The organism is Enterococcus sp. AZ101 (assembly GCF_050499005.1).
GTDB classification, from domain to species: Bacteria; Bacillota; Bacilli; order Lactobacillales; family Enterococcaceae; genus Enterococcus_L; species Enterococcus_L ureilyticus.
In genome coordinates this window covers 1090248-1104377 of record NZ_JBMHEZ010000001.1, presented here as the reverse complement: position 1 = coordinate 1104377, position 14130 = coordinate 1090248, and the positions used below count along the sequence as shown (strand labels likewise).

At 36.3% G+C, this 14130-nt stretch carries 13 protein-coding genes; 6 read left to right on the top strand and 7 right to left on the bottom strand.

Annotation, left to right across the window (positions count from 1 at the left end; genetic code table 11):
• Position 1 precedes the first annotated feature (1 nt).
• From IGJ50_RS05130 to IGJ50_RS05110, 5 genes are all read left to right on the top strand, one after another.
• On the top strand, positions 2 to 637 hold the full coding sequence (locus tag IGJ50_RS05130) for a TrkA C-terminal domain-containing protein (RefSeq protein ID WP_069639778.1): 636 nt from the start codon (positions 2 to 4) through the stop codon (positions 635 to 637).
• 115 nt (positions 638 to 752) lie between these two features.
• A complete protein-coding gene (locus IGJ50_RS05125; RefSeq protein WP_429949200.1) occupies positions 753 to 1592 on the top strand; it encodes an AraC family transcriptional regulator in 840 nt (279 codons plus the stop codon).
• A 22-nt stretch (positions 1593 to 1614) separates the two neighbouring features.
• The gene (locus IGJ50_RS05120; protein WP_207121247.1) at positions 1615 to 2094 is read left to right on the top strand and encodes a GyrI-like domain-containing protein; all 480 of its coding nucleotides are present in this window, start codon (positions 1615 to 1617) and stop codon (positions 2092 to 2094) included.
• Between the two features lie 386 nt (positions 2095 to 2480).
• Positions 2481 to 3671, top strand: coding sequence for a quaternary amine ABC transporter ATP-binding protein (locus IGJ50_RS05115; protein WP_069639775.1), 1191 nt, complete (start codon positions 2481 to 2483; stop codon positions 3669 to 3671).
• The gene (locus IGJ50_RS05110) at positions 3664 to 5379 is read left to right on the top strand and encodes an ABC transporter permease/substrate binding protein (RefSeq protein ID WP_429949197.1); all 1716 of its coding nucleotides are present in this window, start codon (positions 3664 to 3666) and stop codon (positions 5377 to 5379) included. Before IGJ50_RS05115 ends, IGJ50_RS05110 begins: the two co-directional genes overlap by 8 nt.
• Before the next feature lie 561 nt (positions 5380 to 5940).
• Here IGJ50_RS05110 and IGJ50_RS05105 read toward each other — a convergent pair.
• From IGJ50_RS05105 to IGJ50_RS05075, 7 genes are all read right to left on the bottom strand, one after another.
• Positions 5941 to 7233, bottom strand: coding sequence for a glucosaminidase domain-containing protein (locus IGJ50_RS05105; RefSeq protein WP_429949195.1), 1293 nt, complete (start codon positions 7231 to 7233; stop codon positions 5941 to 5943).
• Positions 7234 to 7664: 431 nt separating this feature from the next.
• Positions 7665 to 8738, bottom strand: coding sequence for an ABC transporter substrate-binding protein (locus tag IGJ50_RS05100; RefSeq protein ID WP_069639773.1), 1074 nt, complete (start codon positions 8736 to 8738; stop codon positions 7665 to 7667).
• Positions 8735 to 9571, bottom strand: a complete 837-nt coding sequence (locus tag IGJ50_RS05095; RefSeq protein ID WP_069639772.1) for an ABC transporter permease — start codon at positions 9569 to 9571, stop codon at positions 8735 to 8737. The genes IGJ50_RS05100 and IGJ50_RS05095 overlap by 4 nt, the downstream gene beginning before the upstream one ends.
• Positions 9568 to 10377 (bottom strand): ABC transporter permease, encoded by an 810-nt coding sequence (locus IGJ50_RS05090; protein WP_069639771.1) that lies wholly within the window; start codon positions 10375 to 10377, stop codon positions 9568 to 9570. The genes IGJ50_RS05095 and IGJ50_RS05090 overlap by 4 nt, the downstream gene beginning before the upstream one ends.
• An 11-nt stretch (positions 10378 to 10388) precedes the next feature.
• Entirely contained in the window at positions 10389 to 11474 is a 1086-nt protein-coding gene (locus tag IGJ50_RS05085; RefSeq protein WP_069639770.1) for an ABC transporter ATP-binding protein, read from the bottom strand.
• A 117-nt stretch (positions 11475 to 11591) separates the two neighbouring features.
• Entirely contained in the window at positions 11592 to 12134 is a 543-nt protein-coding gene (locus IGJ50_RS05080; protein ID WP_069639769.1) for a helix-turn-helix domain-containing protein, read from the bottom strand.
• Positions 12135 to 12337: 203 nt separating this feature from the next.
• Complete coding sequence (locus IGJ50_RS05075; RefSeq protein ID WP_429949193.1) at positions 12338 to 12856, bottom strand: FUSC family protein; 519 nt, start codon at positions 12854 to 12856, stop codon at positions 12338 to 12340.
• Positions 12857 to 13135: 279 nt separating this feature from the next.
• Between IGJ50_RS05075 and IGJ50_RS05070 the strand changes: the two genes are divergently transcribed.
• A complete protein-coding gene (locus IGJ50_RS05070; RefSeq protein ID WP_429949191.1) occupies positions 13136 to 14128 on the top strand; it encodes an oxidoreductase in 993 nt (330 codons plus the stop codon).
• The last annotated feature ends 2 nt before the right edge of the window (positions 14129 to 14130 follow it).

Genomic DNA, 14130 nt, shown 5'->3' with positions numbered 1-14130 from the left:
CATGACTTCAAAACGTATGAATGTGACAAATCCTAAGTATCAGCAAATTGCTGTTGATGTAGCCGCTAAAATCGCTGATCAGACCTTTCCAGTTGGCGATAAAATTCATGCCCGCTCGACGCTTGCAAATAAGTACAGCGTTTCTCCTGAAACGGCGCGTAAAGCCATCAGCGTGTTAGTTGATTTAGAAATCGTCAAAGCAAAACATGGCAGTGGATTCTATGTTCATTCAATTGAAAAAGCTAAACTCTTCATCGAGCAATATCAGGATGTTCAATCCATCCATGATTTGAAAGATGATCTAATTGATAGTGTCAAAAAACAAAAAGAAGAATTAAGTCACTTCTCAGAAATTTTAGACAAACTTGTTGATCAGACCAAGCGCTTTGACTCATTCAACCCGTTGAATCCAGTAACCTTTACACTAACCAGTGATGCCTCGCATCTTGAAATGACGATCAGCGAGTTAAATTTATGGCAAAGTACTTCTGCTACTTTGATTGCGATCAAACATGGTGACGAGCTTCTTGTGTCCCCTGGTCCCTATGCAAAACTGACTTCAGGTGATACGATTTATTTTGTTGGTCATGAATCAACACTACAACGAGTTCAGAATTTTTTCTATCCAAACTCTTAATTTATTTATAATCGTTTATCTTTACTTTAAAAGAAATAGCGACAATTCTTGTACAAGAATTGTCGCTATTTCTCTTCAAATCTTTGCTATTATTTTGTCATGTGGAGGAATAAAAATGAATTTTTCAGATTCAATGGAAAAAGTACTGAACTATATTGAAAATAATCTAAAAAGCACAATTGAATTAGAAACACTAGCTACATACATGCATTGTTCCGCTAATGATCTTCAACGGCTATTTTCATTAGTCTTTGGACTATCGCTCAAACAATATATCCGCAAACGCAGATTATCAGAAGCAGGAGCAGAACTTCAAAATAGTTCAAAAACAATCCTTTCCCTTGCCTTAGACTATCAATACGAATCATCTACCTCTTTTACGAGAGCTTTTAAATCAATGCATGGAATAACTCCTTCAAATGCCCGTAAAGAAAAGAATAAGTTAGTTTTATTTTCCAAAATAAGATTCAATATGTCAGTCACTGGGTACCAAATACTGCATTATACGATTGTATCTAAAGATTCCTTTAAGCTTATCGGACAAAAAGAGCGTGTCACCCGTGATCAAATTCCTAAAGTTTCTCAAGCTATTATTCAAAACTTGAAATCAAAATTTTCGAACGAATTTAGTACTCCCTTAGAGATTTATCAAGGATGTAGCGCTATTCACTCAGATATCTTTGATTTTTTTGTCGCTTTAAAAGTGTCTGAGCACTATCAACTACAAAAAAACTGTCAACTAGAAGAGTTCATCATTTCAAGTGCAAGATGGGCGATTTTTTCTTTTGAATTAGACGAATTAAATCAGCTTCGGTATGTATGGGAAAAATTGCTTACTACCCACTCTTCACTTAAATTTTTACCATCTGGCTTACCAGAACTTGAACGCTTTACTAAAAAAAACGAGTCTTCAAAATTCATTGGAGAAATCCATATTCCACTAAACATAATCTAATCTTACAGGAGGAAAATACAATATGGATATAACTTTTACTACAATACCACCTAAAAAAATAATTGGTCTAGCCATTACAACATGTCTAGAAAAGGATTCAGAAGTAACTAGCCAACTCTGGAGAAATTTTATAAATAGAAAAGCAACAATACAAAATCAATTAAATCAAAATAGCTTGTCCGTAAAAGTAACGGATACGCAATTTTCTTTTAAGGATTCAAAAAGCTCTTATCAAAAATGGGCCGCTGTAGAAGTATTTGATTTTTACAACATAGAAAAACCATTAGCATCAACTACTTTAGCCGGTGGACAATATGCTGTATTTACATTTAAAGGACCTGTTCAGAACTTTCCAACCGTATTTTTCAAAGTTATCAACGACAGTTTGCCCCAATCAGGTTACCAAATTGATTTAAATAGAGAACAATTTGAAGTTTTGGATGTAAATTATCATCCTTATGATATAAACGCTCAAGAAGAAGTTTGGATTCCAATAAAATAAAAATAACTACTTTTACTTAAACTATATATAAAACCGTTATGACTACTCTTGTTAGAGTGTAATTATATCGGTTTTTTACATGGTTTATCTTTAAATCTATGCTTCTTTTAGTAACTAATTGGATTAATTCCTTTGCCAATATAAGTTCCTAATTTGACAAAGTGACTACACGATGTTAATCTAGAATGGTCACTTTTTTTACAGAAAAGAAAATGATTTTCATTACATGTAAATCATGTTGTAGCATTATCTAGCTTCACATGTTAGTCTTTCGGGAAAAAGATAAAAACTGAATGAGATAACAAACGTCTCAGCCTATTTTTTACTATTTTCCTGTCAAGGCTAAATAAGCTCGTTTAGCTTTTAAAATAAGGAGGAATTTTGTTTTGCCCAAAGTAAAAGTATCGCATTTAACAAAAATATTCGGTAAGAAATCAAAGCAAGCACTGGATATGATCAAAGAAAACAAAGATAAAACCGAGATCTTGAAAAAAACGGGCGCTACCGTTGGGGTTTACGATGTGAACTTCGAAGTAGAAGAAGGAGAAATTTTCGTGATCATGGGTCTTTCTGGTAGTGGTAAATCAACGTTGATTCGTCTTTTGAATCGTTTGATCGAACCAACTTCAGGAAATATTTTTATCGACAATCAAGACATCTCAAAATTAGACAAAGAAGGACTTAGAGAAGTTCGTCGCAATAAAATGAGTATGGTCTTCCAAAATTTTGGTCTCTTCCCTCACCGCACCATCTTAGAAAATACTGAATATGGTTTAGAAGTTCGTGGTGTTCCAAAAGAGGAACGAACAGCAAAAGCCGAACAAGCTTTAGAAAACTCAAGCTTACTCGCTTTTAAAGATCAGTTTCCTAATCAGCTATCTGGTGGCATGCAACAACGTGTCGGCTTAGCTAGAGCTTTAGCTAACGATCCAGAAATTTTATTGATGGACGAAGCCTTTTCTGCTCTTGATCCATTGATTCGTCGGGAAATGCAAGATGAGCTAGTCGATTTACAAGAAAATGTGAAAAAAACGATCATCTTTATCACCCACGATTTAAATGAAGCTTTACGCATCGGTGATCGAATTGCTTTAATGAAAGATGGTCAGATCATGCAAATCGGTACTGGTGAAGAAATCTTAACGAACCCAGCTAACGATTATGTACGAACCTTCGTTGAAGATGTCGATCGTTCAAAAGTCTTGACTGCTCAAAATATCATGGTTCCAGCACTAACGACCAATATTGAAATTGACGGTCCAACCGTTGCGCTAACACGGATGCGCCAAGAAGAAGTTAGTATGCTTTTAGCTGTTGATAAAAAACGTCAACTAAAAGGTGTTGTCCGAGCTGAACGCGCTCTAGAAGCACGTAAAACAGGTAAACCATTAACTGACTATGTGGATACAGATATTACTTCTATCGACAAAGATATGCTTGTCAACGATATTTTCCCAATCATCTATGATTCACCTACACCAGTTGCTGTAACGGACAACAATAAATTGCTTGGTGTCGTCATCAGAGGTAGCGTTCTTGAAGCATTAGCAGAAACAGAGGTGAATATCAATGAATAATTATCAATTACCAGTAGCAGATTGGGTCGAAACAATTACAGAATGGATGACGAATACTTTTTCTGGCGTTTTCAGTTTCTTCCAATCAACAGGTCAAGGCTTAATGGACGGAATCACTTCCCTATTAGTTGCCATTCCTCCTGTACTATTTATTATCATTTTAACTGCCATTGCATTCTTTATTTCAAATAAGAAAATTGGTTTAAGTTTATTTACTCTGATCGGTTTGTTTTTCATTTATAATCAAAATCTATGGACAGATTTAATGAGTACTGTGACTTTAGTTTTACTTTCCAGTGTGGTTTCGATCGTCATTGGTGTGCCACTTGGAATTTTAATGGCTAAAAGTAACAAAGCACAAAGTATTATTACCCCTATTTTAGATTTCATGCAAACAATGCCGGGATTTGTTTATTTGATTCCTGCCGTTGCCTTTTTCGGAATTGGGATGGTTCCTGGAGTATTTGCCTCAGTGATTTTTGCTTTACCACCGACTGTTCGTTTTACGAATCTTGGAATACGTCAAGTACCGAAAGAACTGGTTGAAGCTTCTGATTCATTTGGTAGTACGGGTTGGCAAAAATTATTCAAACTGGAATTACCATTAGCTAAAAATACCATTATGGCGGGTGTCAATCAAACAACCATGCTAGCACTTTCTATGGTAGTTATCGCATCAATGATCGGAGCGCCTGGTCTTGGTCGTGGCGTTCTTTCTGCCTTACAACGTGCTCAAGTCGGAAATGGTTTTGTTAATGGGGTTGCTTTAGTTATCCTAGCCATTATCATTGATCGTTTTACTCAAAACTTGAATAAGAAAAAAACAACTCCAGCTAAGTCAAAATTATCTAAAAAACAAAAAATTGGTGGGACTGCTGTTGCTATTGTAGCGATTATCGCTTTGATCGCGGGCTCTACTCTTTTCTCTTCTGCAAAAAATGGAGAAAAAAACATTTCTCTTTCTTATGTAGAATGGGATACAGAAGTTGCCTCAACTCATGTTGTAGGCGAAGTATTAAAAGACGTTGGTTACAATGTCTCACTAACACCGTTGGATAATGCCATTATGTGGGAATCAATCTCGAAAGGAGAGACAGATGCAATGGTTGCCGCTTGGTTACCCGGAACTCACGGTGAGCAATACAAACAATACAAAGATAAAGTGGATGATTTAGGTGAAAATCTAAAAGGTGCTAAACTTGGTATCGTTGTTCCACAATATATGGATGTCGACTCGATCGAAGACTTAAAAGATCAAGCTGGTAAAAAAATAACTGGGATCGAACCTGGTGCAGGTGTTGTTGCAGCGGCTGAAAAAACACAAAAAGCTTATAACAACTTATCTGATTGGTCAGTTGAAACTTCTTCTTCAGGTGCCATGACTGTTGCATTAGGACAAGCCATCAAAAACAAAGAAGAAATCGTGATTACTGGTTGGTCCCCTCATTGGATGTTTGCTAAATATGACCTTAAATATTTAGAAGATCCAAAAAGCACGATGGGCAAAGAAGAAACGATTCACACAATGGCTAGAAAAGGATTGGAAAAAGAAAATCCTGAAGCCTATAACATCTTGAAAAATTTCCATTGGACAAAAGAAGATATGGAATCTGTGATGTTAGAAATCAACAATGGAACTGACCCAACACAAGCTGCTAGAAATTGGATTGATAGTCATGAAAAAGAAGTAGCTGAGTGGAAAAAATAATAAAAAGTGCTGACCATAATTTCTATGGTCAGCACTTTTTTATGTATATCTAAAGAACTAATTGGATAGATTAGACTTTTATAGTTTTAGAATATGAACCACTTCACTCACTTTCGTTCGACAAGTATTGTTCAGCATCTGCTCAGGCTTTGCCAGATTTAATACTTTTTTTCTACTTTCCCCTTTAGAACTTATCTTCCATCTTTTACTCTTGGTGACGAGATAATATGGTAACTTCGCTCACTTTCGCTCGCCAAGTATTGTTCAGCATCTGCTCTGGTTTTGCCAGTCGCAGTGATGAACATATAAATACCGCTCGGCTGGGTGACCGAGCGGAAAGGAGTTCTTTTTACTTGAGGAGTAAAAATGAAAAAGTGTTTTGTTTGGATTTGTTATTGGGTATGAATAGATAATAACCGGAAAATTTGAAGAAACTATGCCTAAATCATTTAGGTTTTCTATAGAATAGTTAAGAAAACGTTAATAGCTATCCACACCAAAGAAAATCAATGATCATACTTAGCTTTTCAGCCGAATATGATCATTGATTTTTTATTTTGCTTATTTAGGTGTTACATAAGCTAGAATATTTGCTGTATCTTTGTCGATTACTCTAAATGAAACCACGCCTAAGCCTGCAACGTTCATTTCTGAGATCAAAATCGAGCCATCCTCATAAACATGTTCTACAAATGCCACATGTCCATAAGTACCATCTGCACCAGCCACTGTTGGTTGGAAGCTTACGGCAGTTCCTGCTTTAGGTTTGCTAGATACTTCATAGCCATTCGCTTTTCCTGTAACGCCCCAGTCCATTCCGTTACCCATAGTTGTTTCAACGTAACCGTCTAATTGAACGATACGGTTATAAACGTATTGCGTACAGTTTCCTGCGGCATAGGCTTCTGAACCAGAATAAGTTTCCCCTGAATATTCTCTAAAGTCGCTATCTGGATGACTGTCAGAAACAATGATACCACTTGTTGATGTGGATGGTTTCTCTTTGTCATATTCAGTTAAGTCATATTCTTCGATAAAAGCATTCAGTTTTTGATCATAGCTAGTATCCGTTGCGTAGACACCCGTTAAAGCTTTCGTCGCTTCACGATAGCTCACAGCGTTTGATTTCCATGTACCAGAATAAATCGTTTCGTTTGAATCAATGCCTTCTTTCATTAGCTTGGCATAATCTTCAAATGACTCTTTATACCCCGGATACTTCTTGAACGCGGCATCAATCGTATACCAGTTACCTGAGCCATCATCTTCTTGTGTAGAAAAGACAACTTTCTCACCTTTATACTCTCCTTTGATTCCAAAGAGATTATGATAAGGTTCTTGGCTTAAATCACTATTGCCAGAACCAGTTTCCAAAATTGCCTGAGCAATCATTACTGAAGCATATAAATCATTTTTCTGACCCACTGCTCGTGCTTTTTCACCAATTCTGCGAATAAAAGTTTCTGTCGGTTCATTTTTTACAATTTTAATTGCTTGATCCAATTGCTCTTGTGTAGGAGCATGGTCGACAGTTGACTGAACAGGTTGTTCTGGTACAGTTTCAACAGGAGCATCTGTTTGAGGTGCTACTGGTATCGCTTCATGACTATTTGAAGGCGTTACTTCTGTTGAAGACTCTGTCGTTGCACTTGTTGAATCAGTCGTTTCAGAAGTCGCCGAATCAGTCGTCGTAGTTGTCTCTTCGGTCGAAGAGCTTTCAGTTGTTTCCGATGTCCCTTCTTCAACAGTACCTGACCCAGACTGAACTAATTCATCTGCATGTCCAATGACTGGTACTAAATTCACACTAAGTAGTACACAAATCATCTGGAGCGATAATAATTTTCTTTTCATTCATTTTAGTTCCTCTCACATGTATTAAAGATCCCATCACTTGCGTCAATAGAACCCAGCACTCATTTGTTAGGTTTATTTGTTCCCTTTAGGCTATCGAGATACTTTGCCTTCAGATCAACTTCTTGTAATTTTTAAAGGACTGCATCACATGTTCAGTGGTTCCAGCTAGTAAAGCATTTGGAATGTGAATTTGATGTTTTTCCATAAAGCCACCTGCCTCTTATCTCTAAAAATCGTTTTTAACCTTCTATAAGTTGAGTTTATTTTACCATAAGTATAACGGAAAATCTGCTACTTGACTCGAAAGTTTCAAAAGTTTCGAAAAAAGTTCATGTTTCAGACAAAAAATGAGAAATTATCCGTATGAAATAGCATTTTGAACCAAAATTTTTGTTGGGTAAGATAAAATTTGCTGATAAACGTTTTATTTATTTCCGATACATCTTAAATTCAAGAAACAAGTCATTATAAATCCCCAAATATTTCGCCCCTAAATCTTCATAAACTTCTAAATGCTTGATCACTTCATCATTTGGATAAAACTGTTCATCACTAGAAATTTCCTTAGGCAATAATTTCTTTGCTGCTTTATTCGGGGTTGAATAACCAATATACTCTGCATTTTGAGCAGCATTTTCAGGTCTTAGCATGAAATTGATAAATTCATAGGAACCTTTAATATTTTTCGCTGTTTTAGGAATCACAATATTATCAAACCAAAGATTAGAACCTTCTGATGGAATCACATAATGCAAGTGCTCATTATTATCCAACATTTCAGCCGCTTCACCAGAAAACGTTACAGCTGCAGCACTTTCTTCGTTGATCATATACATTTTGATTTCATCAGCTACGATCGCCTTGACATTTGTAGTAAGTTTGTTTAGCTTATCAGTTGCTTTACGTAGTTCTTGATTGTTTTTACTGTTTAAAGAATAGCCTAAACTATTCAATGAAAGACCCAATACTTCACGTGCCCCATCAATCAACATCACGTTATCTTTTAATTCTGGTTTCCATAAATCATCCCAATGCTGAATTTGACCTTCATCAACAAATTTATCATTGTAAATGATACCTAACGTTCCCCAAAAATAAGGAATCGAATATTTATTTTGCGGATCAAAATCAAGATTTAGAAATCGTTCATCAATATTTTCCATGCCCTTTAATTTAGAGTGATCGATTGGCAGCAACATTTTTTCTTTCATCATTTTTTGAATCATATATTCAGAAGGAATCGTAATATCATAGGCTGTACCACCTTGCTGGATTTTCGTAAACATCGCTTCATTGGAATCAAATGTTTCATAATTGACCTTGTAGCCTGACTCTTTTTCGAATTTACGTAATAAATCAGGATCAATGTAATCACCCCAGTTGTATATTGTTAAGGTATCAGCTCCTGCCATACCGCTGGCTTTTTCCAATTGACGAACTCCTAAAAATAAAATCAGAATGATCGCTAAAATGCCAATAAGCAAAGATTGTAGTTTTTTCATTTAAGATTCGCCACCTCACTTTGTTCACGGCGCAGTTTTTTCAGTCGTTTTGACGTATTATCTTGGCTGATAAAATAGTAGCCGATCACTAAAATCATAGAGAAAATGAAAACTAAAGCACTTAACGCATTGATCTCTAAACTAATGCCTTGTCTTGCTCTAGAATAAATCTCAACTGAAAGTGTTGAGAATCCGTTTCCTGTAACGAAAAAGGTCACAGCAAAGTCATCCAACGAATAGGTAAACGCCATAAAATAGCCTGCGATAATACCTGGTGATAAAAACGGTAAAATGATATTCTTGATGACCTGGAGATTATTCGCCCCCAGATCACGAGCTGCATCTACCATCGAGTCATTCATTTCTTGTAATTTTGGTAGCACCATCAAGACGACGATCGGAATACTAAAAGCAATATGAGACAATAACACACTGGCAAAGCCCAAACTAATAAATCCAATAGCCGTAAAAAAGATCAAGAAACTAGCACCAATAATGACATCAGGGGATACCAGTAAAATATTATTAAAACTCATTAAAGCTGTTCTCGTTTTTCTTCGTCTTGTATAATAGATCCCCATTGCACCAAATGTTCCAATGATCGTTGCTAGTAAAGCAGATAAAAAGGCCAACAAGAAAGTATTTAGCACAATGATCAATAAACGGGTATCTTCAAAAACCGCTGTATAATTGGCAAGCGTAAAACCAGTAAATTTATTCATTGTATCAGTATCATTGAATGAGTAGAAAATGAGATAAAAAATCGGCGCATACAATAAAGCAAAAACGATGATCAGATACATGTAAGACCACTTAAACTTTTTCTTTGTCATTTCGCCCGCCCCTTTTTCTTCTTCTCACCTGTCAACAACATCACGATAAACATCGCCACAATCAAAATCACACCGATTGTTGAACCCATACCCCAGTTTTGTGTCACCATAAAATGCTCTTCAATGGCCGTTCCAAGCGTAATCACTCGATTTCCGCCGATCAAACGGGTCAACATGAACAATGAAAGTGATGGAATAAACACTGCTTGAACCCCACTTTTCACACCATTTAATGAAAGTGGAAAGATCACCCGTTGAAAAGTCTCAACACTATTGGCACCAAGATCACGACTAGCACTGATCAAAGAAGGATTTAGTTCCTCTAATGCGTTAAAAATCGGTAAGATCATAAAGGGAATTTCAATATAGGTCGCAACAAATAGAAAACTAAAATCCGTAAATAAAATTTGGTGTGGTCCAATCCCAAGAAAACTTAAAAACTGGTTCACATTCCCATGGATACTAAAAATCCCAATAAAAGCATAAGCTTTCAACAACAGATTCACCCATGTAGGCAAAATCACCAACATCAACCACAATTGTTTATGCTTTAACTTTGTTAAAAAGTAGGCTGTCGGATAACTGATCAAAAACGTAAATAACGTGATCAAAAAAGCATACCAGACCGAGTTTAAGGTCATACTCAAGTATGTGCCAGAAGTAAAATACGTTTGATAATTCTCTAACGTAAAATGCCCATTCATATCAAAAAAAGATTGGTAAATAATCATTAACACCGGAGTGATCACAAACAGCAAAAGCCACATTGTATAAGGAATCGAGTAGATTCGACGCATTGTTTTCAAGATGATTCCTCCTATTCTTCGTAGCTTTCTAGACGAGCGTCAAAGTCTTCCTCTGACTCATTGAAACGCATCACATGAATATCTTCTGGTTCAAAAAAGAGTCCGACTTTTGCACCTTCTTGCGCTTTTTTCGTTGAATGGACCATCCATTCATTATGGTCTTCATCATGACAGATGATTTCATAGTGAACCCCACGGAATAATTGTGTATCCACTGTTACAACTAATTTGCCCTTATCCGCTGTCGTGATCGTCAAATCTTCTGGACGCAACATTATTTCAACAGGTTCCGCCTGACGCATTCCGCCATCCACACATTCAAAACGTTTGCCGACAAATTCAACTAAATTATCTTCGATCATCGTACCATTAACGATATTACTTTCTCCCACAAAATCTGCCACGAAATGATTGATCGGTTCATCATAAATATCTACAGGCGTACCACTTTGCACGATGTGTCCTTTGTTCATGACAAAGATTTCATCACTCATTGCCAAAGCTTCTTCTTGATCGTGGGTGACAAAAATAAAGGTGATCCCTAAACGTTGTTGCAATTCACGCAGTTCATACTGCATATCCGTCCTCAGCTTCAAATCCAAAGCAGATAACGGCTCGTCTAATAGCAATACTTTGGGTTCATTGACGATGGCGCGCGCAATCGCTACACGTTGGCGTTGACCGCCAGACATTTCACTGATTTCTCGTGTTTCATACCCTGGTAATTGAACCATCCGCAAGGCATCTTTCACTTTCTTTTCAATTTCCTGCTTCTGTATTTTTTTGATTTTCAACCCAAATGCCACGTTATCAAACACATTCATATGAGGAAACAGGGCATAATCTTGAAATACGGTATTCACTTGGCGTTTATTCGCAGGAATATCATTGATCCGTTGTCCATCAAAATAAATATCCCCTTCGGTTGCATCCACAAATCCTGCTAAAATTCGTAAAATCGTTGTCTTACCACAACCTGAAGGGCCCAAAAGAGTGTAAAACTTCCCTTGTTCAATTTCAAAACTAACATTTTTCAACACTTTCTCATCATCATATTGTTTGACTACATTTTCGAATGTAATAATCTTTTTTTTCATCCGCTGATGCCTCCTCTATTAAAATTGAACTGGGTTTATTTAACACAGTAACAACGTTCTGTTTGCTATATCTTGTTTTTCTTAACATCAGCCCATTTTACTTTGATTAACGTATCATTATAAATAAGATTCTGTTGCTACGATCAATACTCGACTTTTTCCTTTTGAATGATTGATCAATTGATGGGGTTCTGCTGCTTGATAATACATTGCTTCCCCTTTTTTAGCTGAGTAAGTTGTTTCACCTAGTATTAATGATACAGAACCATCGATCACATAAATGAACGTTTCAGATAAAGAAGGCTCAAACGTTTTATACTGACCATCCTTATCAAAAGTTAAAACAATGGGTTCCATCTCTTTTTCATTTGATTCAGGTATCAACCATTTTAACTCATAGCCATTTTCTTCATCATAATACAGTGTACTATCTTCGTCTCGATAAATGATTTTTTGTTCCAGTGTTTGTTCACTGAAAAATTGTTCAGGTGTGATGCCCAACACTTCTAAAATATTAAAAAAAGTTTCCATTGAAGGGGAGCTCAAATCACGTTCTAATTGAGAAATATAGCCTTTGGTTAAGTCAGTTCGCTCGCCTAGCTCTTCTTGTGTTAAATTTTTTTGCACACGTAAATTACGCAGTTTCTCACCAATTTCCATCTGACCACCTCATTTCTATTATTTAAAATATATAAAAAGTTTGCTAATACTAAACTACAAGTTTAATTTTACCTTTTCTAGTATACGAATTTTTTGAAAAATAGCAACAATTTTTGCAAATAAATTGTTACTTTTTTAATTTTATCTCATTCTTTTATACTAGCATCGATCAAGCAATTTTTAACAAAATAAAAAAGCATCTGTTATCCAGACACTTTCTTACTTTCTACATGCTTGGTAAATCGCTTATTTCCTATTTTCAGTGGAATGAAATAATTCACTAATAATGCGATCCCCATACCAATGAAGCTATCGACCACTCTAGCAAATGCATAACCATATGAGCGGTCTGCTGGAATCATAAAGACAATTGTTAACAACGTAGCACATGCTCCAACTGTTCCTTCGTGGTACCCTAAACTCGCTAACAAGGCGATCATCAAGGTAATAATCAGTGGAATGAAAATCAACTGCACTAACTCTGTTCTACCCAGCCAATTGAACACGGCAATGACTGCTACTGACATGATTGCACCTAGCACATTACCGATAATTCGATGCTTACCGTACTTCAATGTATTTTCCATATCTTCTCTTAAAGTAAAAACCGTTGTGATTGCTGCAACCACATATGTTTCTCGCCTTAATAAGATACTGACCAAAATACAAAAAAAGACACTTAATCCTGTTTTAAATGTTCGCATACCAATTTTAAATTTCAACAAACTGAATTCCTTTCACTTTTTAGCAAAAAAATGGCTAATTATTTTCTTCTTATTGTCCAATAAAAGACATCATCTTCTATTTTAACTCATTTCTCTGCTATTAAGAAGAGGGCTTCAAGAAGAATTTGCTAAAGAAAAAAAGAGAATATGTTATGATAGTAACAATAATAATAAATTTACCTTCTTAGAAAACTGTTTTTTATCATTAGGCTAAGGGGTAGGGCAAGAGGATGATTTTATTGGTAAATCATCAATTGTTAATCAAGGAGGATCTATATGGAAAAGTTTTCTGGTTATATGGTAAAAAAGGAGTCTGAGACTGTCTTTGCAGCGTTAGAAAAATTGGAACTTAGTGAACTATCTGAAGGAAACGTCACAATTAGAACGGCGTACTCTTCAGTTAATTATAAAGACTCACTTGCAGCCAAACAAAACGGTGGTGTTATTCGCGATTATCCGATGATACCAGGTATTGATTTAAGCGGAACCGTTATCACCTCTCAAGACGCACGCTTTAAAAAAGGACAAGAGGTTTTAGTAACTGGTTATGGTTTAGGGGTAACACATACAGGTGGTTTTTCAGAAATTGCTCGTGTCCCAGCAGATTGGATTGTCCCAGTACCCGATGGCCTAAGTTTAAAAGACACAATGGTTTTTGGTACAGCTGGCTTTACGGCCGCCTTGTCTGTTCAGGCGCTTGAGGAACATGGCGCTACTCAAGATAAAGACGCTGCGATTTTGATAACCGGTGCTTCAGGTGGCGTAGGAAGTTTAGCAATCGCAATGTTACACAAGTTGGGCTATCGGAATATCTATGCATTAAGTCGCAAACCATCAGCAATTGATTCTTTAAAAAAGATCGGTGCTACCAAAGTGCTTTTGCTAGATGAATGGATGCCTGAAAAAATCAAGCCTTTAGCCAAACAAACCTTTGACTTTGTAATTGATACCGTTGGTGGTGAGATTACTGCTGCTTTGTTATCACAACTTAAATACGGCGGCAGCATTGCTATTTGCGGAAATGCCGCTGGAATCAAATTGACTGCCTCTGTTTTGCCTTTCATCCTAAGAGGAATCAATCTCTTAGGTATCGATTCAGTTAATGTACCTATGACACAACGATTAGTCATTTGGCAACGTTTAGCAACTGATTTGAATGTGAGCACTCATGAACTCATGAATGAAATTACTCTAAAAGAACTTCCTCAAACCTTGAATCAACTACAAGCAGGAACACACATTGGCCGCACAATCATTAAAATGAAATAAAA